The following is a 21,186-nucleotide window of genomic DNA, read 5'->3' as shown; positions in this document are numbered from 1 at the left end:
TACAGGCAGCCAGTGAGGACGATCGCAATTGAGGTGAAGATGTCGCCGTCCGGATTTTGGACGCGATCGGGCATTCGTCAAGAACTTCCGTATTGAACGGGTCCTTCGCGAAAGACGGTTTTGCCGATAATACCGATACCGACAGTAAAGCTGCCGCAGCGCATTGAATGATTACCCGGGCTTCGATCATGCACACGATCTCCACACACCGTCTGTTACGCACCCGAAACCCGTTCGCGGACTGGAAAGTCCGGAAGTCAGGGCATCACGCCGACTCGCTTCTGCTCGCGCCGTCGTGCTGCGAATGCTGCAATTTTGTCCTCTGTATCAAGTAGGAAGTGTGCCAAGTGCGATGAACCGTGCGTTCATTTACGGTGAATGGAGTTTTCGCTGCGGCCAGATGATACACGTATCAACTTTTCGTCAATAAATGGCTTTTCATTGCGGAATCGTAATGTCCTGGAAATCACTCGGATCGCCACACTGTCCCGGCATTTACTTGACGCTGTCACTAATCTGCCATCATCCTTTGCCTAGCGATATGAGTCATGAACTGATCTATTATCCGCGACTTGCTTGCAGTAATTCCTAGTCTTCCCGGGCGTTCGTCTGACGCCAACCGGAGCAGTGGATGGCCGAGAAGAATGACGGCGGCGACAAGACCGAGAAGCCGACCCTCAAGCGGCTGCGCGACGCCCGCAACAAGGGCGATGTGGCGAAGTCGAAGGACTTTGGCGCCGCGATCGGCCTGGTCATGTGGCTGCTGCTGTTCCTCGGCGCGGCCGGCTTCATCGGCGTGCGGATCGCCGCCTTTGCCGACCTCGCCGTCGCGCGCGCAACCTCGGGCGATTTCAGCACGTCGCTGAGCGTGGTGGGATGGTCGGCCGGCGCGATCGTGTTGTTGGCGGCCGCGGCGACATTGCTGCCGTCGGCGGTGATGGGCGTCGCGGGCGAATTCTTTCAGGTCGGCGCCCTGTTCAGCACGGAGAAGCTGAAGCCCAAGCTCGACACGCTCAACCCGGTCGAGGGACTGAAGCGGATGATCAGCCTCGACAATCTGTTCGAGCTCGCCAAGACGCTGATCAAGGCGCTGCTGGTGCTCGGCGCCGCCGGCATCGTGCTGGCCGGATCGGTCGACGAATATGCCGCGCTGGCGCATGCGGCCGCGTGGATGCCGTTCCCCGGCAGTGGATCGGGGATCGCGGCCGCGGTGCTCGACCTTCTGCGTGCGCTGACGATCCAGCTGGTCGCCTGGTCAGTGGCGATCTTCCTGCTCGTCGCGCTGGCCGACCGGCTATGGACGCAGCACCGCTACATCAAGAAGCTGATGATGAGCCGGCGCGACATTCGCCAGGAACACAAGGACAATGAAGGCGACCCGATGCTGAAGGCACAGCGTCGCCAGCTGCACGAGGAGTGGGCGAACCGCAATGCGGTGCAGGCCAGCCGCAACGCCAACGTCCTGCTGACCAATCCGACCCACCTCGCCATCGCGCTGGATTATGACCCGGCGGAGTGTCCGGTCCCGATGGTCGCAGCGAAGGGAGAGGGGCCGCTGGCCGCCGCGATGCGCGAGGCGGCGGTCGAGGCCGACGTGCCGATCGTGCGCAATGTCGGGCTGGCCCGTCGGCTATGGGCCACCGCCGAGATCAACGAGATCATCCCGGAAGCCGAATTCGACGCCATTGCCGAGATCATCCTGTGGGCCCGACGCGCCCGCGCAGGCGATGTCCAGCCGATCCGCGAGGATGCCGAATGAACATTCTGGCGGTATTGTCCAGCCTGCTGGCGGTGGTGATCGCGCTGGCGATCGTGCTCGGCCTCGCCTGGATCGCGTTGCGCGCGCTCAAACGCTGGCAGGACCGCTTCACCGGTGTGCGTGGCGAGGACGATCGCACGATCCGTTTCCTGCGCGCGCTGCCGGTCGGCCAGAACGAGCGCGTCGCGATGATCGAGGTGAATGACGAAGTGCTGCTGATCGGGGTGACCCCCGGCGGCGTCACCCTGCTGCGCCATTGGCCGGCGGGCGCAGGCGGCCGTGTGGCGACGTCGGAGAATCCCGATGCGTGACCTGATCGCCACCTTGCCGCAGGTCGACGCGGACGATGCCGATCGGCGCAACCGCCTGCTCGGCGCGCTGAACGGCTGGGTCGTCGACGACGGCGTTGTCCGGGCCCGGATCGCCGGACCACCCGGCGCGCTGCGCGACTGGGTCATGTGCGGCAACGGCGCGGCGATCGGCTTCGACCGGCACGGCGGCGCACCCTGCGGTTCGCCCGGCGTCGACGGCGTCGCCGCCGTCGAGCTGATCGACCGGTTCGAACCGCTGCTCGCCCTGATCGAACGCGCGCTCGGCATCGCGATCGACCCCGAGCGTGTCGACCCCCGGCCTCCGGCCGGCGGGCTGCCGGTCGAGCTGGCGACGCTGGATGCCCGACGGGGCGTCGCCGACCGGCTATGGCTGATCGTGCCGCAGGACCTGGCGCTGCTGGCGGCCACCGGACCCTTCGCGTCGCCATTGGCGGCGCATGTCACGCTCGACGGTCGCCTGCACTTCCCCGGCCCTCGCCTGTCGCCCCTCGACGCCGCCGAGCTGGGTGCCGGCGACCTGGTGCTGATCGGCGCAGGCCCGTTCGATGCCGTGCTCGACGCCGACGGCGTGCCTCCATGTCGCGGGCGCTTCGATCCCGGCACGCGCGTCTTCACCCCGACTGCGTTCACGCAAGGAGTCCCGAATGGCGGATGATCCCGAAACCGGCGTTGCGCCCGCACCGGCCGACATACCGGGCGCCGACCCCCCCGCGGCGCGGTTCGCGGTGCCCGTCACGATCGCGCTCGACCGCCAGGCGATCCCGCTTGGCCGGCTGCAGGCGGTGCGCGAGGGTGCGGTGCTGCCGGTCGAGGCCGCCGACGGCGCGCTTCGGGTCGAGCTGCTGGCGGGCGGTCGCGCTTTTGCCCGCGGCACGCTGGTCGGGGTCGGCGACGGCTATGGCGTGCTGGTCGATGCGCTGGTGAGCGAGCACTGAGCGATGGACCTGTCGAGCTTCACGCCGGGCTCCGCGCTCGTCACGGTCGTGCTGATCGCGCTCGCGCCGTTCTTTGCGGTGATGGTGACGTCGTTCACCAAGATCGTCGTGGTGCTCAGCCTGATCCGCAACGCGCTCGGGCTTCAGCAGGTGCCGCCCAATCTGGTGCTCAACGGCCTGGCGCTGATCCTCTCGCTCTATGTCATGTACCCGACGATCCAGCAGATGGCGGCGGCGTCGGGCGAGACCGAGGTGCCGGCGCAGACCGACCAGCTGTTTGCCGCCGCCGATCGCTCGAAAGAGCCGTTGCGCGCATTCCTGATCCGCCACAGCGACCCCGGCGAGCGTGCATTCTTCCAGCGCACTCAGGCGCGCGTCGCCGAGCGGTCGGGCACGGCGCCCGCGCGCGATACCGATTTCATCGTCGTCATTCCCGCCTTCGTCGTCAAGGAACTGACCGTCGCGTTCCAGATCGGCTTCCTCATCTTTCTTCCCTTCCTGGTCATCGATCTCGTCATCTCCAACATCCTGCTGGCGCTGGGCATGATGATGCTGTCGCCGGTCACCATCTCGCTGCCGTTCAAGCTGTTGCTGTTCGTGCTGATCGATGGCTGGGTGAAGATCAGCCACGGGCTGGTGCTCAGCTATGTCTAGCCGGATGCGGGCCAGCGGAGCGCGATCGTGACCGAATCGATCGTCGGGGTCACCGTCGAGGCGTTGTGGCTGGTGCTGCTGTTGTCCGCGCCGCCGATCATCGCGGCATCGGCGGTGGGGCTGCTCGTGGCGATCGTCCAGGCCGCCACCCAGCTTCAGGAACAGACGCTGCAATACACGCTCAAATTCTTCGCAGTGGTGCTGACGCTGTTCGTCACCGCGTCGCTGCTGGCGGCCACGCTGTACCGCTTTGCCGACACGATCTTTGTCAATTTCCCCGGCATGGTGCGCGGATGACCCCGGATACCGGATGGATGGACCAGCTGCTGATCGTGGCGCTGGCTTCCGCCCGGTTCGGCTTCGCCTTTGCCTTTCTGCCGCTGTTCGCGCCCGACACGGTGCCGCCGATGGTGCGCAACAGCCTGATCCTGACGCTGGGCGGCGTCGCCTACTGGATGACGACGGGTATCGACCCGGCCGCGCTGGGCATTTTTGCCTGGGCGCGGCTACTGCTCAAGGAAGCGGTGGCGGGGGTCGTCATCGGCTTTTTCTTCGGCACGCTGCTCTGGGCGATGGAGGCGGCGGGCGAAATCATCGATGCCAAGGTCGGCGCGACGATCGGCCAGGTGCTCGAGCCCCTGGGCGGCAATCAGGTTTCGCTCAACGGCGCGTTGCTCGCCCGGCTCGCCAACGTGCTCTTCGCCTCCGTCGGCGGGCTGATGCTCCTGGTCGCGACGATCCTGGAGAGCTTCGCGATCTGGCCGATGACCGCCGACTGGCAGTCGCTGGACATGCGGGGGCTTGTCCTGTTCGAGGGCGAGTTCGGCCGGCTGATGACCCTGGCGGTGGTGCTGGCGGCACCGGTGATCGTGTTCCTCTACGTCGTCGACGCTTCGCTGGGCCTGCTCAACCGCTTTGCCCAGCAGCTCAACGTCTTCCAGCTGTCGATGTCGATCAAGGCGTGGGCGGCGACCGCGCTCGTCCTGATGCTGGTTCCGCTGTTCGCGCAGCTGCTGGTGGGCGAGATCGCGTCGCGCAACGACGTCGTCCGCGCACTGATCGGAGCATTGGCGCGATGAGCCCCGGCGAAGCACAGGACGAGGAGGCACGGCTGCGCGAGCTGATGCGGCTGCTGCGCAAGGCGGACGCGCAGGCCGAAACCGAGGCGCAGCTGGTCGGCGAATATCGCATCCCGCGCTCGCGCATTCCCGACCGGCACGTGACCGGCATCCAGACGCTGACCAAGACCGAGGTGGCGGTGCTGCGCTTTCTGGGCTGGGGAAGGGCCAATGCCGACATCGCCACGCTGCTGGCGATCAGCGAGAATACGGTGCGCGTCCACCTGAACAACATGTGCCGCAAGCTCGAGCTTGATGGCGTGCGCGAGCTCAATGCGCTGGCCGGCCTGCTCTTTCACCCGCTCAACTAAACGGCAGCCAGCTAAGCGATTCGACTAGCCGCGCTAGTCGGATCGGTGAGTGAGGTGCAGGCGAAACTGGAGGACAAGAGTGTCGACGACGGCGGCCAGCGATCCCCGCCACGCCGCCGTCCCGCCCCGGCTCCGGCGGCATGGGAGCGCGACGCATCTTTTGAGGAGAAGGCATATGTTCGGCATCGGCGGTTTCAATCCCGTTTCCCTGCTCGCCACCGCGGCCATGGGCCCGATGGGCGGTATCATCGCGCAGCTGGCGACGCAGGTCGTCTCGCAGATCGGCCAGCAGTTCATCCAGCAGCTCGGCCAGCAGATGGGCCTGCCCCAGTCGGCCATCGAAATGGCGCAGGGCGCGTTCTCCAGCTCGTTCGGCGATGTGCAGGGCACCGCGCGCAACCTCGACGAAGCGATCGAGGCGCTGGGCAACGAGGCCGGCGATACGGCGGCCCAGATCGGCCAGGCGCAGCGCGACACCTTTGACCAGATCCTCGATCTGGCGCGCGAATCGGCCGAAAGCGAGGATGCTCGCTCGGCACGCGCCGGCGGCAAGGCGCCGGGCTGGCTGATGGCGATGGCGCGCTCGCTGGGCAGCACCCTCAACAAGCTCGGCGACGAGATGGAACAGGTGTCCAACCAGATCAAGGACGGCAAGGCGAGCCTGTCCACCGAATTCACCGTGCTCGGCCAGCAGTTCAGCATGGTTTCCAACGCGTCGGGCACCACGCTGAAGGCGGTCGGCGAAGGCATGGCGAACATGGCCCGCAAGGGGTAATTCGTCCTGATTTCAAAACGCTTGGGGGGCTCGTGCATTGCGCGGGCCCCCTTCCCGACTTACCAAGGGAGCGAGGTGAAGCGTATGCCCCAGATCAAGTATCTCGCCGTCGTCGCGGCAGCTTTCGCCGGTATCGGAACCGCCGCCGCCCAGGACATGCCGACATGGGACCCCTCGGTCGAGGGGCTTGGTCGGGTGATGCAGCATGGCGTCACCGAGGCCAATCGCCAGCGTCGGTCCGACAACAAGCAGTCCGCGCCACTAGCGTCGCGGGACGCACGTTCGATCTGTGCGAACAAGCAGAGCTACCAGGCGAATCTTTCGCCCGCCAAGGCGCAACAGCTCGCGGCGCTCTGCGCCAGGGCAGGCTATTGAAGCACGCGCAGGCGATCGCGCGTGATGCGGGATCCGGGCTTCCGGCGCTCATTGGGAGCCGGGCGGCGATGATCGCGAGGCGGGTTGCCGGCGGCGCCGCGTGGACCGTTGCGGTCACACTGGCGCTCCCCGCCGTCGCACAGGACCTGTCGCCCGCGATCGACCCCTGGCAGGTCGGTCATGGCATATTGGTCAGCAACATTCCGTTGACCGCCGAAGCCGCGCAGCCGGCATCGCCCGTTCAAACGCGTTACCGACCAAGCGCCGCGGTCAGCGCCCGGGTCGCCCAGACGCTGGCCACCGAGTCCGAGAAGCTCGCCCGGGGCTCCGGGGCCGAGATGCGCGCCATGGTCACGTCGGGCAAGCCGATGCGCGAATTCGCCCGGCTGGCGCCCGGGCTGGGGCTGGCGCGCAACGACGCGGCGGATGCCCTTGCCTTCTATCTCGTCGCGCAATGGGGCGTCGCGACCGACTATCGCGGGCGCGTGACCCGCGCGCAGATGACCGCAGTCCGCGATCAGGTTCGCGCGGCGTTTCCGACGATCAGCGGCAAGTTGCCGACCGACGCCAAGCGCCAGGAATTCGCCGAAACGCTGATCAACCAGGGCGTCATCACCGCCGGCATTCATGAAGCGGCGGTCGCCGCCGGCATGGAGTCGCGCGTGGCCGAATTGAGCCGGATGGCGCGCCGGGGCGGCACCCGAGTCTTCGGCGGCGATCCGGGCGATTTCGAGTTGACCGATCGTGGCCTGATCAAGCGTTGATAGCGCAAGAGACGGGTCGGATAGTCGATCCGATTACCGCGCCTAATCGGATCGCGGAGCGCATTCGTCGCCCGGCTGTGCTGATATGGCGGTGAAAGCACAGAAGAAAGCGAACACGACATGACGATCGATCGCATCGGATCCGGCCCGGTTGCCCCGATTGGCGGCGGCGCATCGCCTGCGGTGCCGCTGGCGGCCGAAGCGCGAGCACTGGCAACTTCGGTGGTCGCCGGTGTCACGGGCGCGCTCGGGCTGGATGCGCGCGGCACGATGGCGGCGCGCGCCTATCCGGTGCGCGAGACGGCGGATGCGATCGCGACCCGGTTCGGTGCCACTCCGGCGCAGGCCGGCGAGATCGAACGCACCGTCGAGCGGCTTGCCGGCGCGATCGCGGCTGACATGGCGGCGCGCGCGGACGGCCGGACGCTCGATCGCATCGACGATGCGCTGGTGGGCAGCGACGCCCCGGCCAGCGCCGACGCGGTCATCGCTTTCCTCGAGCGCGCGGCGGAACACATCGAAACGGCCGGGCGCTAGCACGCGACCTCCGGCTGCCTGCAATTCACAACAAGGGGCAAGGGCATGACCAACACCGTCTTCAACCTGTCGGCGATGATCAACAATCTCAATCTCGCCCCGACCGCGCCACGTGCTGACGCAGGCTTCATGATCGCGCCGGGCATCCTCGCCCAGGCATGGAATCCGCTGGGCGCATCCCCCTTCGCCTCCGCGATGATGAACGCCCTGTTCGTGCTGCAGGCCGGACATATGGGGCGCATGGCGGCGGCAGCGGGTCAGCCGCCGGTGCAATCCTTCACGCCCGTGCCGGGCGGGGAATGGACCGCCGCGCTCGACAGCGCGCACACCGGGACGATCGACCTGGGCGACGGCTATCGGCTGAAGCTCGACGAGCGGAATTCGGAGATCACCGTCATCAACACGGCGACCGGTGAAACCACCCGCATCTGGGGTGACCCCCATGTCGACATCGACGGGAAGCATGCCTTCGACTTCTGGGGCACGACGACCTTCACGCTGGCCAACGGTACCAAGATCACGATCGATACCGAACAGTGGAACAACAATCCCAATGCCTATGTCGCGTCGAAGCTGACGATCACACGTCAGGATCGCGCGATCGTGGTCACGGGGATCAGCCAGAACCAGCTGGGCGATCTGTCGGTGTCGATGTCGCAGAACGGCCGCGCGCTCGATGCCGCGACCCGCGACGGCTTCGTGCTCAACGAGAATGCGACGGGATCGGGCTGGCGGTCGGGCCTGACCGGCGAGGTCGCGACGCAGGCAGACCTGGACGTCACGCGCGTCGGCGAGGCCTATGGACCGGGCAGCACCCTGCCCAGCTTTGACGAACTCCAGCAGAGCCTGGCCAATTTCCTGCTGCTCGGCTTCGCGCTCATCCTGAGCGGCCGTGAGGTCGAGGCCGCCTGACCGCGATGACCGTTGACGGCATCGCCGGGGCGGGCGCGACACCATCGCGTTCATGGGCAACCACCGACCGCGCGCACGCATGGGTCGATCAATGGCGCGATGGCGCCGGCTTCGATGTCGCGGCGTTGGCGCGGGCGATGATCTGGGATGGCGTGGACGAGGTCGCGCTTGCGTCGATTGAAGCGGCCATGACCCCCGTCGAGCGGGGCGAGCTGGCGGCGGCGATGGATGCCGCCGCCGACCGTCCTCGTGCGACGGGGACTCGCGCAGGTCCCGCCGATGGCGACGCATCGGGCGCTGGTGATGCGGGTTTCGACGCTTTCGCCACCTCGTTGACCACGACAGACCAGCGCATCGTCGTTCGCCGCGTCGAAGCAATGCCGGGCACCCTGGATCCCTCTCGTCCACCGGCAGCCGGGGCGCATGCCGATGCCGCCGCGGCCGATACGGCTCCGCCTGCCACGGACGGGGATACCGCATCGGCGACGCCCGCCGTGGCCCCACGTGCGATCGAGATTCTGCCGCCGCTGCCCCCCGGCGCGGATTTGCCCGCGCCGGTCGCTAGTCGATCCGACTAGGCCGGATAATCGGATCGTCGAGCGCCCCGCTTCGGCGGCACCCCTATGGTGGCGGGCGATACGAACCGAACGCGGAGTAAGCCAATGTCCGTTGCTGTCCAGAATGCCACCGCCAACATCGACCGGCGGCTGGAAACCGGCGTGTTGAACCCCGTCACCAATGGCGAGATCAAGGCCGTCGTCGCCGAGATCACCGGCCTGAAGGCCGCCGATGCCGATCGCCTGATCGACGATCTCGCCAAGTCGGGGAAGCTCGGCCGCGTCGCGGGCGAGATCATGGACGGATCGCCGCTCGGTCTCGGCGGACTGAGCGCAAACGAGCGCAAGGCCTTCTTTGCCGACATGGCGCGCAAGCTTGACGGACAAAGCCTCGCCACGCTCAGCGACGCTTTTGCCGGTACCGACAAGCGCACAGGCGGCTTCGAGCCGGTGTCGGAACTTGGCCAGGCGATCGCCACGCATGGGTCGCCCCAGGCAAAGCTCGCCTACATCGCCGCCCAGAAGTCTGATGTAGCGCGTGGCACGATCGTCGACTCCGGGGTCGGCGCATCGACGCTGCGGCGTGAGGACGCAGAAGCCAACGCGGTCGGGCTCGTCATCGGATCAATGCGCGGGGCCAACGCGGAGGCGGCCTTTCGCGCCATTGGCGACAAGCTGCCCGACGTGCTCGCCTCATCGATCGACGCGCGAGTCACCACCAACGCGACCGCTGGCGTCGCTGTCAACGTCGCGAGCTGGGACGCCAAGGCCTATGGCGGGATCATGGAGGCAGCCGCCAGCACCTCGAACGCCGATCTGAAGGCGCAGATCTTTGACGCCGGGGTCGGCACCTTGCGCAGCGTGCGCGATGTCAATGATGTCATCGGCGGCTTGACAACGGTCGGCAAGACTCAAGCGACCCGCACGATGGTCGACGGCTTGACCCAGGTGATCAACAGCAACACGACCGGCGTGATGCGGGAACTCACCTATAATGCCGAAACGCGCGACGGCAGCGATTTCGCGGCCTATGCCAAGGAAATGCTGAACCAGGGCCGTGCCGCCGAACTGGGCGAGCAGATGGGCCGCCTTCAGGTCGGGAACGCCGGAAACGAGAACGCGGTCGAACGGCTTTATCGCAGTGAAATCGTCGCCAATACCGATCAGGAGCGCCTGCCCAATGCCGGGACGCTCGGCTATTTCGTGGGGTCGGTTCATGCGGCGGTGAAATCCATCGATGCCGATGTCGCGGCGGAGCGCGCGATGACCACCGCCGTCCTCAAATCGGCACTGACCGTGGTCGACAAAGCCAAGGTCGGCGGGCCTGCCGCCAGTGCGGTCGGCACCACCGCCAGCGTCGCCAAGGAATGGGTGCAGTTCGCGGTCAGCGGTGCCATCCGCAACGAAAGCGCCGATGCCGGCATCCGGCTGGAAAACGCAGCATTGCCGGTGGACAAGCGCACGCGCGAGCTGGGCGTGGGCGACGCCGTCGTGAGCGCGTTCGAGGACACGCTGGCGACCGTCGCGCGCCTCGCCAAGCCATAGGCGCGTGACGGGCGTGCGCGCGGGACTGATGCTGATGATGGCGATCGCGGCCTGTTCGCCGGCCGCGACGCCCAAGGCGCCTCCGGCGCGTCCATCCGCATTCGTCGCGCACGCCGAGCCGCCCATCGGCGACGCGCTGAACCGGCGGCTGGTGCGGGCGATGACCGGGGCGCTCGACCGGCTGGAGCCCGAATGGGGCAAGTTGCAGGGCCGGCTTTACACCGTCGCGCCCGATGCCGGCGCGCTCGCCCCGCTGGTCGCGCGCGACCTGCCGCCGGGCTGGACGCGGCTCGACCTGGGCGATGTCCAGCTCCGCGACGCCGAACTGGTGGCCTGGCATTCGGGCGACGCCCTGTACGCGGTGCTGCGGGTCGATCCGAAAGGGGGCGCGATCGTGCCGGCGATGGTGCTCCGCAACGACGCGACACTGGCGCTGTCGTCACCGCAATAGCCGGGGTCCCCAGGGCGAAAACGCGCGGGATGCGCAAGCTCCCCGCAGCTCACCCGCTGCGGGGACGTGTCGGCTTGGCGGCGCTATCGCCCCTGGCGATCGTTCGGCGACAACAGGATGTTGTCAGGCAACGCCTTGCCCGCATACCATTCGTGCAGCTTCACCGCCACCTGCGCATTGTACTGGCTCCCCGGATCGGTCGTGGCATAGCTTTCGAAATACGACAGATGCGGCAGGATTCCGGTCGGCGAAGCGAGCCGGACCGCGGCCTGCAGCGCACGCCCGATATTGGTCGTCGCCGGCGACGACCCATCCGGATTGCTGACGTTGAGCAGGGCCGGGATCGGATCGTTGCGATCCGACAGCGTATGGTAATTGACCGCCCGCAGTTCGGGAATGTCGCGCACGCCCGGATTCTGGGACGAGCCGGCAAAGCTGCGCGCGATATGACGCTCGCCCGCTGCGGGGCCGATCCCCAGAAACTCGACGCGGCTTAGCATCTGCGCGCGCGCGCTCTCGCTCATGCCCTGGCTGTTGCGCAAATAGTCGTTGACCATCCGCAGCGCCTCGTTGCCGATCGCGGCACCCTGGCTGTAGCCGATCAACTTCACCTTTCCGTCGCCGTTCAGGAGCTGGTCGAGGATCGCGTTTGCCGCAGTTGCGGCCGCCTGGCGATTGCCCGACATCAGCTGCTGAAGCCGCTGATCGGTGACGTTGAGGTCGGGCAGGCGGTTGGATGGATTGTCCTCGAGCACGTTGCGGCCGACCGAGATCATCTTGTCCATCGACGACACGTTGACCACGTGATCCACCGGCGCGCGGAACAGCGCCGAAAGCTCCATCGCCTGCATCGCCGACCGATTGACGTCGGTGTTCACCCCGTTGATGAAAATGACCGGCGGCCGTCCGGCTTCCGCCCCGCCCGCAAGCGCGCGATACATGTTCGCATTTTCGGGCCGGCTCGCCTGCAACCGGGCGTCGTTCACCGCCTTGTTCCGCTCGAGCGACAGCGAGACGTTGTCGACGACCAGCTCGGCGATCCGGTTGGTATTGGCATCGCGCCGCTGCTCGAGTTCGCGGTTGTTGCCGACGATGTTGATGCCGATCCGCGCGGACAGGCCGATATTCTCGGCGGTCAGGCGCTGCAGTTCGGCGTCGTTCGCGCCGATGCGCCGGGTCAGGTCGCGGATGGTCAGTTCGGCATTGCGCTGGGAAATCGCGTCGACGGCCAGCGGGTTGCCGCTTTCGGTCGACACGCGCTCACGCGGGACGGCCTGGCGATAATCGCTCCGGCCAAAGCCGCTGACAAGCTCGTCGACATCACCCGCAGAGGTTGCAAGGTCCCGCGAGTAATCGGCGTTCACGCCGCGCTGAAGCTGGGACTCGCGCTGCAATTGCGCTTCCATGCCGGCGACGCGCGTGCCCCAGATCGGGTTGCCGAGCCGCGTTTCGGGTGCATGCCGGTTTGGTGAATCGGTGCGCGCGGCGACGAGGGTGGTCGAAACCTGGTCCCGGCCCGCCAGCGCGCGGGCCAGTTCACCCTGCTCGACGGGCGTCAGTACCGCCTGAAGCGCGTTCGCCTCCGCCCGGATGCGCTGGGGATCACCGCCGAACCGCAGCGCGATCTCGGCACCCAGCGTGCCGACGTCGATGCCCAACCCATCGCGCGGCAGGGAATTGACCGCTTGCGCCGACAAACGCGCGTCATCCGATGGGGGCGCGGAAAATAGGTTGGCGGTTACGCCTGCGAGCTGCCCGGTCATCACGCGAACTCCGGTTATGGTGGGAGCGAAGTGTCCGACTGGTGCCGTCACCACGCAATAATCGGAACGACTAGCGCCGGAGGGCAACATCCCGTCGGCGCGGACACCCATGCGCGCGGATTCCAGATCCGGCCCGGCGGACCCTCTCGACGTTCCGCGACGAGGCGGACCGGATAGCCATGTGGCGGAGACGGAGGCACCCCTTATTGCGCTCTAAGGTCCTATATTAATCACGTTTTTCTGAACCCAGACTTCGTCTACCCCACACTTTTCCCCACATCGGGTCAGAGATGTGATCGATCACGCTGACATCGGGTGGCCGCTTAGCGCCCCAAAGTCGGACGCTCAGCCGTAGATCGGCGCCACCCGAAAGCGGACGAAGCTCATTTAGGTAGCCTCACGACCAGCGAATAGTTCGAATCTTTCCCGGCGCGCCATTCACCGCCGTTAGTCGCCGTGAAATGCGCTTAGGTCGCATTCACTGCGATCGATCACAAAGCAGCGATCTCATAGTCGTAAACGCGACGATGATAGGCTGCGACATAGTTCGAATCCTGAGGGGGTGAAACGTCAGTGAGGTGTCGCCGCGAGTTGGCGCTCTTAACTTCGGCACGAGCGACGTGGGTGCCAACCTCGCCCGCGCCGATGATGCCGATCGTCGTCATCGTTGCGTCAAGTGCCAAACGCCCCGTCTATCGTTTGCATGGCTCCCCGAGCTGATCTGCTGTCTTAGCCATTGGATCATTCGATTCGTAGCGCAAGATCGCCTCGACACTCGGAATCATGGAAAGCGCTAGCGCAACGCCTACTACTTCGAGATCGAAAGGCGCGTGGTGGTTCATACAAGAAATGAAAAAGAGTTGCCGAAATTGTGAAGCACAATGGGGACCACCAAGCTTCCAGTCCGTAGGCGCAGCCATACCGCGATAAAGGATGGAATACCGGTCAGTGCCATGGTGACCGGATCGAACGAGAAGCCACCATCGGCATAACCGAACGCGTGCGTCATGCCGAACAGGAATGACGACAACACGGCCCCCCAGCCCCAATCAACGCCAAACAGCCGCTTGCGTCCGCGGAAAGCCTGATCGAGCGCGAAAAGCAGGACGCCGCGATAGAACGGCTCTTCCTCCAGGCCAGGCATTGTCATCTGGAATGCGACGTCTTCTGCGCTGGGTTGGTCGGCAGGGAAGACCATGGCGATGACAACGAAGAAGGCGCAATAGGCAACAGCAACGGGGACCGCAGCCTTCAGACTGCCCGGTTCGTGCGACAAGGTTAATCCGACCTGGCGGAACCCAAAGGCCGGGCGGGCCGCAATAGCGATGGTGACTGCCAAAGCCATAAACTTGCCTTGCCAGTTCCACGCCCCTCCAATCAGATCTGGCAGCAAGCCATAGCAGCGCGTCAGAAGGACATCGTTGATCGCCACCAGCAAGGCAGCAATGGCGAGCCAGCGCACCGAGAAATTGCGCCGGTCGGCGAGGCCCAAAACTGCTCCCAGAAAAAGCAGAATAGCCAAGGTCCCCGCTAGTCCGATCAGTCCGTTCACGCAGCCGCCCTTCCGTTTCGGTGAGCACGGTGGCTAGCGCATGACCGCCGGTCACGCTCCTCAGAAGACGGAATTTCTTTCCTCAGAACCCGGCTTCGGGGCTACTGAGAGCAGTTCCGGCGTTGTGAAGGGCGGCAGCCCGATATTCGCTCGGCGTGCAACCTACAATGGCTCGGAAGGCGCGGTTGAAGCTGGCCAGAGAGGCAAAGCCGCTGTCCAACGCGATCGTGATCAGCTTTTCGTTGCGATCCCGTTCCTGGAGCAAACGGCGCGCCTCCAAGATCCGGTGGGTATTCAGGAAGGCGCGGAAATGATCGTGGCTCAACTGCTGGTTTATCAGCGTCCTGACGGCGCGCTCCGGCGCCGCCATAAGCTCGACAAACTTCGGAAATGTCAGCTCGGGATCGAGATGCACCCTATTGTCCTCGATCAGGGTGCACAGCCGGGCGTGCAGTGGGTCAGTTCGGTCAGAGGTCCCGTCAGGAATGGGCTCGGGAGCAACTGCACGGGCTTCAACCACGCCAAAGAATAAAGCATCGCCCCGAACTGTGAGAACCCGACCTGCCAGCCATACGCCGAACCCGAGGATCATGGCGTTCTGGGCCATGGAGAAAGCAAGCGGCCGCCAATCAAAACCGAATAACACATCCGCAGCAAGATCGATGAACAGCATCCCGCCCAGCAGCACCGCCACCAGAACGCGCGCGTTGTAGCGCTGCTCGATCAGGTCGCCCTGCCGCTCATCCAGAAGGCGCCAGACAAGATGGGCGACGATCCCGAAGCCCATCATCACAAGCGCATGCGATAACCCGGCATCGGCGAGCCTGTTTCCCAGCAGCCCCCGGCCGGCTGCCGCAATACCCGCCCAAGCAAGCCCGACCATCAAAACGCCACCCTGCAACCGGAACCGGCTGTCAAAGCAAGACAGGGCAAACCACCACAGAAAAATGACTGTGAACCCGCTTGCTGCGCTCGCAAGATTTCCCACCAGCCCTGCAGGCTGGAACGATACGAGCGGCGTATTGCCAAGGAGGAAGCCAGCCAGGCACACAGCCAAAGGCGCAAACAGCAGAGCCGGCAACCCAACCCGGCGTTTCTGGCCGAACAAAAGCCATGCAAGCAGAAACAGAATGCTCAGAGACCCAATACGTAAGACTAGGTCCAGTTGTCCGATGATCATGTCCAGATAATAGCGCCAAATCCGATGGTTCAATACGGGATTTGCCCCGTGCATCCCCCCCGTGAACAGCCATCGCCGGCAACGCGGGGCGATCCCGAAACCTGCCCGGCTGCTTAGGTCATTTTTTCCTCTGAAGCCGAAACCCTCAAACCGACAAGCTTTCAGTCGTTCAGAATCGAAGTCTCACTCCACGACGCCTGCCGTTTGTCAGCGTCAAAAAGCAGCCCCCTCAGAAGGGTTGAACCTCTCGCTCTGACCAAGACCGTTATCAGGCTAATTGGGTGATGTGCCAACGCCCCTCGCCACCGACGCCATACAGGCATCGCTATCAGTTGCGACTTCATTTGGTTTTCCTCCAATCCTTGAGGGCAGCCGACGTCGAGATACAGAATTTCGTCTTCCCGAGGAATCCCGAGGATCACGATCGAAGAAGCTTGACGCGTGACCGATGCATTCGTCCGCGTTGCCTGAAATGGGGTGCGAATAGCCCAGAACGAAGGTTCATCGAGCCGACGACCGGGCGCTCGGGTGCTTCCCGAAGTTGTCGCCCGCTGCCTGCAAAAGAGGGCCGGAGACACACTCCGGCCCAGTTTTTGGATTGGGGACGGCCAAAGCTGAAGCTCTGTTCGCCACCCTATCGCCCAATAAGCCACTGGGAGCTCCCGTCGGACATGCTCAGCCAGCGCTCGGCTTGAACTCGAAGAACTCGAGGACGTTGCCGTCAGGATCAGTCATGCGGAAGAACCTGAAAGGTCCCTCGCTCACGATGCCGGGCGCCTCAATGCTGTCGGGCGCAATTGAAGAGGCATGCGCGAAGGCCTGCTCGATATCGGCGACCTTGATGTACGGCCGGACGCTTCCGGCTCGCGGCTCATTGGCGGCATAGGCTTTGCGCGAGACGATGCCGAACAAACCGCCCGCCATGTTGAAACCGATCAATGCAGGGGTTCGCACTTCGGGCGACGTCTCCAGAAGCACCTCATAGAAGCGCGCGGACCGTTCGACATCGTCCGCAAGGACGTAGAGGCCGAACCGCTCCACGGAGATCGACGGCGCCATCGCAGGGGTGGCTTGCGTGGTCGGCGCTCCAGCAACCAAGGTCGCAATCAGGGCTTGCCGCAGTTTCATAGCTTCATCCCTCCTTCTTGAAGTGTGACACCATGTGCCACGGCTCTGCTGCCAACATGCTGTCAGCATGCTACGACTATGCATGTCAGCCGATAGAGGAGTGCTCGGTGCGGCGTGCGGAGCGATTGTTTGAGATCCTGCAGATCCTGCGACGTGTGCGTACGCCCCTCACGGCCGAGACCATTGCCAGTGAACTGGAGGTGTCGAAAAGATCCGTTTATCGCGACATAGCTGCCCTGCTGGCGTTGCGGGTGCCGATCCGGGGCGAGGCAGGTGTCGGATATGTCCTTGAGCGGGGGTTCGATCTTCCGCCGCTGATGCTTACCCCTGACGAGCTCGATGCAGCCATTCTCGGCGCGAACTGGGTCCTGACCCGTGGCGAACCGGAGATGGCGCTTGCCGCGCGCAACCTCATTGCCAAGCTCGAGGCCGTCGTGCCGGAGGAGCTGCGTGGTCAGATCGCGGTTCCGACCACCTCGGTCGCACCCGTCCCACCATCCGCCGACCTGATCAGCAGTGCTTCCTTGCGGCGCGCTATCCGTGACCGGCGCAAGGTTCACATCGTCTACCGCGATTCTTTGGAAAGCAGCAGCGAGCGGACAATCTGGCCAGTCATGCTGGGCTACCGCGACGCCGGTAGAATTCTGGCCGCCTGGTGCGAACTGCGCGGCGACTTCCGTTTTTTCCGAACCGACCGGATGCTCTCAATGGACGTTCTGGAGCAGGTCATTCCTGAGCGCGCTCAGGTTCTACGCACCAGATGGCGCGACGCCATGGACAAGGAGCGGGAACGATATGTCCGTGCCGAAGACGACAAGCGTCAGGAGCAAAATCCCGCGGCTGCGCCCAAAGATTGCTGAAGCTGGTGCTGGCTAGAACCTGTCAAGAACGCAGGCGCAGCTCAGGGCACGAATTGCAGCATGTCGTGCTCTACATCGCGCCCCGCCTCGACAGACCTCTGCCATGCGTTGAGAAGCGGTTCGATGTTTTCCTCGGCAAGCCCGCTCGTCGACCAGCACGTTGCCTGACCAGTGAGTGCCGCCCTTCTTCCCAGAGTCTGATCGACAAACAACTTGACGCCAACTCTACATAGGTAGAGTTATTGCCACATGACTCGCACACGCTCCTTTTCGCCAGCTGCCAGGCGGGTACTCGCCGCTCTGCTCGATAAAGCCGGATCCTGGTCCTATGGCTATGATCTGGCCAAAATCACCGGGATCAAATCGGGCACGCTCTACCCCTTGCTGATCCGCCTGGAAGAGAGAGGCCTGCTTGAAACCGAATGGCAGCCGCCCGCCGAAACCGGTCGTCCGCCCCGCCACATTTACAGGCTGACGGCAGCGGGGATCGAGGTGGCGCGAGCCAACCCCATCGTGCCGGCGGGCGCGGATCGCTCCTCGCTGCGGGAGGTGCGCATATGAGCCGCAGGGCCCTGCGCCAATTGTCCAACTGGATCCTTGGCCGACTGGTCGGGCTGACACCCGCTCATATGCAGAACTGGGCTGAGGCGGTGCGGGCCGAAGCTGCGGCCATTGCCGACGACGGTGAGGCACTGCGCTTTGCCGCCGGGGCAGGCTCGGGTCTCGCGCTCACCTTCATCAAGACCCGGCTGAGCGATGGTCTTGGCCTTGCCAGCGACCGCCTCGGGCCGCGCCGTCTTGCCGCTCTGGCTGCCACGGCGGCCGTGATGATCGGCGTGATCCATCTCCACGTTGCCGACGCATCGTCATCCATGATCCTCGTGAACCTTGCCTCGCTTGGCGTCGGTCTGGCGCTGCTGGCGAGCGCGGCAGTCTGGCAAGGCGCTTCTGACCGTGGACGCGCCATCGCAGCGCTCAGCATGGCCGGATTGCTGGTGCTGACGAGCCTGTTCGGAGTTGCCTCACATGGCGTTGTGCGTTGGGTCGCGGCCGGGCCGCTGCTGGTGCAATCGAGCCTGATCCTGCTGCCCGCCCTGTTGACGATGTTCGCGCGCAAGACCACGGCTGCGGGCGCGGCGGCGCTGGTGGTTGCTGCGGTGGCCATGGCGATGCAACCCGACCGGGCGATGGCAGGCGCGATGGTAGCAGGGATCGCGATGCTCTGGCTGCTGCACCGCAACCGGCAGGTGGCTATTGTGCTCGCGGCAAGCGCGTCAGGCTTTGGGGCCACGCTGGTGCGAGCCGACAACCTTCCCCCGGTGCGCTTTACCGAGGGCGTGTTCACGCAGACCTGGCAGGTGCACCCGCTGCTCGGCTTTGCTGTAGCGAGCGCAGGCGCGCTGCTGTTGTTGCCAGCTGCAGCCTTCGGCCCCCGTGACAGCGATTGCGCGCGGCAATGCGCGGTATTCGGCGCAATCTGGCTCGCGATCATTCTGGCTGCTGTGATCGGCAGTTATCCGACGCCGCTGGTGGGATACGGCGGCAGCGCGATCATCGGATACCTGCTCAGCGCCTGCATGCTTCCGCCAACGCCGCTGGCCCGCCAAGGGCTTCATTCCGCCGTCAAGCAGTCCGCACGCTCGCAGCCCGACAACTTGGCCCGCCTGTTCCCGAGGAGAACGTCATGCGCCTGACCCTGCGCCATCCCCGCCGTGCGATCACCCTAGGTTTGGTCGCCGTCCTGTTGGCTTGCGGCTATTGGGCCTGGCGCACGCTGACGACACCGCAGGGCGCGCAGACCGTAGCCTTCACCCCCGCGTCAGAGGAATGCGCCAGCGACGGGCCCATGAAGTACTGCGTCTACCGCGCGCGCGGAGGGACCAATGGCGATATTGTCTATCACCTGCATGGCCGCAATCTCGACGAGCGCATCTGGAACGACGCGACCTATTACACGGGCCTGCTCCAGGCGCAGTGGCAGGCAAAGGGCGTTCGCCCGCCGACGGTGGTGACGCTGTCCTATGGCGGAAGCTGGCTGCTGTCCCCCAAGGGCGCTGCCCCCGACAGCGGTTTGCTGGAGGACATGATCGAGCGGTTTCCTGCCATCGAGAAAAAGCTGGGCACGCCGCGGCGGCGTATCCTGTTGGGGGAATCGATGGGCGGGCTCAATGTGCTGATCGCGGGGCTGGCCTATCCTGATCGCTTTGCCCGCATCGCCGCGCTGTGCCCCGGCGTCTACAAGGTCTCTCCCTTTGCGCCGATCAGTGAAATCAGGGCCGGCTTGGTTCGTACTGGCGCTGATCCGAAGGTCGCCTTCGGCATCTGGATGCTGGCCCGCCGTCACTACAGCAATGACCGCGAGTGGCGCGCCACCTCACCGCTGACCTTGATCGAGCAGGCAGGGCCCCAGTCCCCGGCGCTCTATCTGTCGAACGGACTGTATGACGCCTTCGGCAATTTCGAGGGAACACAGGCACTGGCCGAGCGGGCCCGCGCCCGCGCCGTCCAGACCGAGTGGCATCCGCTTTACGGGGGGCACTGCGCATTGGACGCGCCCTCGGTTGCCGCGTTTCTGGTCGCGTGACGGCCACAAAAGGGGAACATGATGATGAGGCTTGGGAAGCGAGCATCGCAAAACATTGCTGATTAAAAACAAGGGCTTGAAACGTGCCGCGACATCTCATTTTAGTGACCTCCTTACTCTTGTGTCTGGGCATTTCTGGTTCTGCCTGCGGCCAAGCCAACGAGCAGGAATCATCGCCCGAAAGGATCGAGGTTCCGAAGGTGGAGAAGGAAGGGGTCTGGGAACCGGACGATGGAGGAACGCAGCTGCCTCTCTGGCCTGCGAACGTTCCCTTGGCGCAGCCGGACAGCGGCGCTCATCCTGAATATACCGGCAATGGCTCGCCGCTGGTGGGCGGGCGCAAATGGCATTGGGCGACCTATGTCACCCGGCCGACCATGACGATCTATCGTCCGAAGGGTCGCAACACCGGCGCCGCCATGCTCGTCATTCCCGGAGGTGGATTCTACGCTGTGGCAACCGACCTCGAAGGCACCGAAGTGTGCGACTGGGTCACCCGGCAAGGCATGACCTGCGCCATGCTCAAATACCGTACGCCGCAAGTCTGGCCGCGAGTTGATGGGAAACAGCAGCGACCAAAGGTCTTGCTGGGCCTGGAAGATGCGCAGCGCGCCATCAGTCTGCTGCGCGAACGGGCCTCGACCTATGGCATCGATCCGCACAGGATCGGAGCGATCGGGTTTTCGGCAGGCGCCTATCTCGTCATCAACATGAGCAACACGGTCGAACGGACCTACCCCTTGACCGACGCGGCGGATCAGCAATCACCGCGGCCGGACTTCGCCGTTGTTGCTTATAACGCTCGCGTGCTGGACAACAGCAAGGGCAGGAACAGTCTGGAACTGCAGCCCTGGGTCGAGATCAGCCCGGACGCGCCGCCCACGCTCATCATTCATGCGATGAACGATTCCGTCGACGATGTGCGCGAGCCGATGGCTTACGCCCTTGCACTCAATGACGCTGGCGTACCGGTCGACATGCGGCTTTATGCAAAGGGAGGACATGCCTTCGGCATGCGGCCGACTGCGGATCCGATCACCCGCCGCTGGCCGCAGCATCTTGAAGAGTGGCTGCGCGACATGAAGATGTTGTGA

26 protein-coding genes are annotated in these 21,186 nt (G+C 64.9%); 21 read left to right on the top strand and 5 right to left on the bottom strand.

Going from position 1 to position 21,186, the window contains the following annotated elements:
• Positions 1–631: 631 nt before the first annotated feature.
• From GO308_RS00325 to GO308_RS00250, 16 genes are all read left to right on the top strand, one after another.
• Positions 632–1,759 (top strand): EscU/YscU/HrcU family type III secretion system export apparatus switch protein, encoded by a 1,128-nt coding sequence (locus GO308_RS00325; RefSeq protein ID WP_240883481.1) that lies wholly within the window; start codon positions 632–634, stop codon positions 1,757–1,759.
• Complete coding sequence (gene fliO, locus GO308_RS00320; protein WP_066672053.1) at positions 1,756–2,070, top strand: flagellar biosynthetic protein FliO; 315 nt, start codon at positions 1,756–1,758, stop codon at positions 2,068–2,070. The genes GO308_RS00325 and fliO overlap by 4 nt, the downstream gene beginning before the upstream one ends.
• Complete coding sequence (locus tag GO308_RS00315) at positions 2,063–2,746, top strand: hypothetical protein (RefSeq protein WP_240883480.1); 684 nt, start codon at positions 2,063–2,065, stop codon at positions 2,744–2,746. The genes fliO and GO308_RS00315 overlap by 8 nt, the downstream gene beginning before the upstream one ends.
• Positions 2,736–3,026: a FliM/FliN family flagellar motor C-terminal domain-containing protein gene (locus GO308_RS00310; protein WP_240883479.1), complete on the top strand. Its 291-nt coding sequence runs from the start codon at positions 2,736–2,738 to the stop codon at positions 3,024–3,026. The genes GO308_RS00315 and GO308_RS00310 overlap by 11 nt, the downstream gene beginning before the upstream one ends.
• Positions 3,027–3,029: 3 nt before the next feature.
• Positions 3,030–3,680 carry a type III secretion system export apparatus subunit SctR gene (gene sctR / locus GO308_RS00305; protein WP_082731281.1) on the top strand — a complete coding sequence of 217 codons (651 nt, stop codon included), beginning with the start codon at positions 3,030–3,032 and terminating at the stop codon, positions 3,678–3,680.
• Positions 3,681–3,707: 27 nt separating this feature from the next.
• Complete coding sequence (sctS, locus tag GO308_RS00300; RefSeq protein ID WP_066477021.1) at positions 3,708–3,977, top strand: type III secretion system export apparatus subunit SctS; 270 nt, start codon at positions 3,708–3,710, stop codon at positions 3,975–3,977.
• Entirely contained in the window at positions 3,974–4,759 is a 786-nt protein-coding gene (gene sctT / locus GO308_RS00295; protein ID WP_066477018.1) for a type III secretion system export apparatus subunit SctT, read from the top strand. The genes sctS and sctT overlap by 4 nt, the downstream gene beginning before the upstream one ends.
• The gene (locus GO308_RS00290; RefSeq protein ID WP_066477016.1) at positions 4,756–5,109 is read left to right on the top strand and encodes a helix-turn-helix transcriptional regulator; all 354 of its coding nucleotides are present in this window, start codon (positions 4,756–4,758) and stop codon (positions 5,107–5,109) included. Before sctT ends, GO308_RS00290 begins: the two co-directional genes overlap by 4 nt.
• A gap of 175 nt (positions 5,110–5,284) precedes the next feature.
• On the top strand, positions 5,285–5,884 hold the full coding sequence (locus GO308_RS00285) for a hypothetical protein (RefSeq protein WP_066477015.1): 600 nt from the start codon (positions 5,285–5,287) through the stop codon (positions 5,882–5,884).
• A gap of 75 nt (positions 5,885–5,959) precedes the next feature.
• Positions 5,960–6,259: a hypothetical protein gene (locus GO308_RS00280; protein ID WP_240883478.1), complete on the top strand. Its 300-nt coding sequence runs from the start codon at positions 5,960–5,962 to the stop codon at positions 6,257–6,259.
• A 68-nt stretch (positions 6,260–6,327) separates the two neighbouring features.
• A complete protein-coding gene (locus tag GO308_RS00275; protein ID WP_240883477.1) occupies positions 6,328–7,023 on the top strand; it encodes a DUF6683 family protein in 696 nt (231 codons plus the stop codon).
• A gap of 120 nt (positions 7,024–7,143) precedes the next feature.
• Positions 7,144–7,560, top strand: coding sequence for a hypothetical protein (locus tag GO308_RS00270; RefSeq protein WP_240883476.1), 417 nt, complete (start codon positions 7,144–7,146; stop codon positions 7,558–7,560).
• A 45-nt stretch (positions 7,561–7,605) separates the two neighbouring features.
• On the top strand, positions 7,606–8,472 hold the full coding sequence (locus GO308_RS00265) for a DUF1521 domain-containing protein (protein WP_066477007.1): 867 nt from the start codon (positions 7,606–7,608) through the stop codon (positions 8,470–8,472).
• 137 nt (positions 8,473–8,609) lie between these two features.
• Positions 8,610–9,050 (top strand): hypothetical protein, encoded by a 441-nt coding sequence (locus GO308_RS00260; RefSeq protein ID WP_240883475.1) that lies wholly within the window; start codon positions 8,610–8,612, stop codon positions 9,048–9,050.
• A gap of 84 nt (positions 9,051–9,134) precedes the next feature.
• The gene (locus GO308_RS00255) at positions 9,135–10,574 is read left to right on the top strand and encodes a hypothetical protein (RefSeq protein WP_240883474.1); all 1,440 of its coding nucleotides are present in this window, start codon (positions 9,135–9,137) and stop codon (positions 10,572–10,574) included.
• 4 nt (positions 10,575–10,578) lie between these two features.
• Positions 10,579–11,025, top strand: coding sequence for a hypothetical protein (locus tag GO308_RS00250; RefSeq protein ID WP_240883473.1), 447 nt, complete (start codon positions 10,579–10,581; stop codon positions 11,023–11,025).
• 83 nt (positions 11,026–11,108) lie between these two features.
• Here GO308_RS00250 and GO308_RS00245 read toward each other — a convergent pair whose 3' ends face one another.
• From GO308_RS00245 to GO308_RS00225, 5 genes are all read right to left on the bottom strand, one after another.
• Positions 11,109–12,722 carry a hypothetical protein gene (locus tag GO308_RS00245; protein WP_240883472.1) on the bottom strand — a complete coding sequence of 538 codons (1,614 nt, stop codon included), beginning with the start codon at positions 12,720–12,722 and terminating at the stop codon, positions 11,109–11,111.
• 557 nt (positions 12,723–13,279) lie between these two features.
• Entirely contained in the window at positions 13,280–13,453 is a 174-nt protein-coding gene (locus GO308_RS00240) for a hypothetical protein (protein WP_240883471.1), read from the bottom strand.
• A gap of 173 nt (positions 13,454–13,626) precedes the next feature.
• Entirely contained in the window at positions 13,627–14,340 is a 714-nt protein-coding gene (locus GO308_RS00235; RefSeq protein WP_240883470.1) for a CPBP family intramembrane glutamic endopeptidase, read from the bottom strand.
• Positions 14,341–14,422: 82 nt separating this feature from the next.
• A complete protein-coding gene (locus GO308_RS00230) occupies positions 14,423–15,574 on the bottom strand; it encodes an AraC family transcriptional regulator (protein ID WP_240883469.1) in 1,152 nt (383 codons plus the stop codon).
• Positions 15,575–16,195: 621 nt separating this feature from the next.
• A complete protein-coding gene (locus GO308_RS00225; protein WP_240883468.1) occupies positions 16,196–16,648 on the bottom strand; it encodes a VOC family protein in 453 nt (150 codons plus the stop codon).
• Positions 16,649–16,773: 125 nt separating this feature from the next.
• On the opposite strand from GO308_RS00225, the gene GO308_RS00220 reads away from it, so the two are divergent.
• The 5 genes from GO308_RS00220 to GO308_RS00200 all read left to right on the top strand — a co-directional run bounded on the left by GO308_RS00220 (position 16,774) and on the right by GO308_RS00200 (position 21,186).
• Complete coding sequence (locus GO308_RS00220; protein ID WP_240883467.1) at positions 16,774–17,508, top strand: YafY family protein; 735 nt, start codon at positions 16,774–16,776, stop codon at positions 17,506–17,508.
• 249 nt (positions 17,509–17,757) lie between these two features.
• Positions 17,758–18,069 (top strand): PadR family transcriptional regulator, encoded by a 312-nt coding sequence (locus tag GO308_RS00215; protein WP_066548919.1) that lies wholly within the window; start codon positions 17,758–17,760, stop codon positions 18,067–18,069.
• Positions 18,066–19,202, top strand: coding sequence for a hypothetical protein (locus GO308_RS00210; protein WP_240883466.1), 1,137 nt, complete (start codon positions 18,066–18,068; stop codon positions 19,200–19,202). The genes GO308_RS00215 and GO308_RS00210 overlap by 4 nt, the downstream gene beginning before the upstream one ends.
• Positions 19,193–20,092 carry an alpha/beta hydrolase-fold protein gene (locus GO308_RS00205; RefSeq protein ID WP_066476982.1) on the top strand — a complete coding sequence of 300 codons (900 nt, stop codon included), beginning with the start codon at positions 19,193–19,195 and terminating at the stop codon, positions 20,090–20,092. The genes GO308_RS00210 and GO308_RS00205 overlap by 10 nt, the downstream gene beginning before the upstream one ends.
• A gap of 83 nt (positions 20,093–20,175) precedes the next feature.
• Positions 20,176–21,186 carry an alpha/beta hydrolase gene (locus GO308_RS00200; protein ID WP_240883465.1) on the top strand — a complete coding sequence of 337 codons (1,011 nt, stop codon included), beginning with the start codon at positions 20,176–20,178 and terminating at the stop codon, positions 21,184–21,186.

This window comes from Sphingomonas sp. SFZ2018-12 (assembly GCF_022496715.1).
Lineage (GTDB): Bacteria > Pseudomonadota > Alphaproteobacteria > Sphingomonadales > Sphingomonadaceae > Sphingomonas.
The sequence above is the reverse complement of the archived record's forward strand: the minus strand, read 5'-3'. Positions and strand labels throughout refer to the sequence as shown.

Bases quoted from the DNA above. Each gene is read 5' to 3' on its own strand.
- GO308_RS00325 (WP_240883481.1), top strand. From the start codon at position 632: ATGGCCGAGAAGAATGACGGCGGCGACAAGACCGAGAAGCCGACCCTC.
- fliO (WP_066672053.1), top strand. From the start codon at position 1,756: ATGAACATTCTGGCGGTATTGTCCAGCCTGCTGGCGGTGGTGATCGCG.
- GO308_RS00315 (WP_240883480.1), top strand. From the start codon at position 2,063: ATGCGTGACCTGATCGCCACCTTGCCGCAGGTCGACGCGGACGATGCC.
- GO308_RS00310 (WP_240883479.1), top strand. From the start codon at position 2,736: ATGGCGGATGATCCCGAAACCGGCGTTGCGCCCGCACCGGCCGACATA.
- sctR (WP_082731281.1), top strand. From the start codon at position 3,030: ATGGACCTGTCGAGCTTCACGCCGGGCTCCGCGCTCGTCACGGTCGTG.
- sctT (WP_066477018.1), top strand. From the start codon at position 3,974: ATGACCCCGGATACCGGATGGATGGACCAGCTGCTGATCGTGGCGCTG.
- GO308_RS00290 (WP_066477016.1), top strand. From the start codon at position 4,756: ATGAGCCCCGGCGAAGCACAGGACGAGGAGGCACGGCTGCGCGAGCTG.
- GO308_RS00285 (WP_066477015.1), top strand. From the start codon at position 5,285: ATGTTCGGCATCGGCGGTTTCAATCCCGTTTCCCTGCTCGCCACCGCG.
- GO308_RS00275 (WP_240883477.1), top strand. From the start codon at position 6,328: ATGATCGCGAGGCGGGTTGCCGGCGGCGCCGCGTGGACCGTTGCGGTC.
- GO308_RS00270 (WP_240883476.1), top strand. From the start codon at position 7,144: ATGACGATCGATCGCATCGGATCCGGCCCGGTTGCCCCGATTGGCGGC.
- GO308_RS00265 (WP_066477007.1), top strand. From the start codon at position 7,606: ATGACCAACACCGTCTTCAACCTGTCGGCGATGATCAACAATCTCAAT.
- GO308_RS00260 (WP_240883475.1), top strand. From the start codon at position 8,610: ATGATCTGGGATGGCGTGGACGAGGTCGCGCTTGCGTCGATTGAAGCG.
- GO308_RS00255 (WP_240883474.1), top strand. From the start codon at position 9,135: ATGTCCGTTGCTGTCCAGAATGCCACCGCCAACATCGACCGGCGGCTG.
- GO308_RS00240 (WP_240883471.1), bottom strand. From the start codon at position 13,453: ATGACGACGATCGGCATCATCGGCGCGGGCGAGGTTGGCACCCACGTC.
- GO308_RS00230 (WP_240883469.1), bottom strand. From the start codon at position 15,574: ATGCACGGGGCAAATCCCGTATTGAACCATCGGATTTGGCGCTATTAT.
- GO308_RS00225 (WP_240883468.1), bottom strand. From the start codon at position 16,648: ATGAAACTGCGGCAAGCCCTGATTGCGACCTTGGTTGCTGGAGCGCCG.
- GO308_RS00215 (WP_066548919.1), top strand. From the start codon at position 17,758: ATGACTCGCACACGCTCCTTTTCGCCAGCTGCCAGGCGGGTACTCGCC.
- GO308_RS00210 (WP_240883466.1), top strand. From the start codon at position 18,066: ATGAGCCGCAGGGCCCTGCGCCAATTGTCCAACTGGATCCTTGGCCGA.
- GO308_RS00205 (WP_066476982.1), top strand. From the start codon at position 19,193: ATGCGCCTGACCCTGCGCCATCCCCGCCGTGCGATCACCCTAGGTTTG.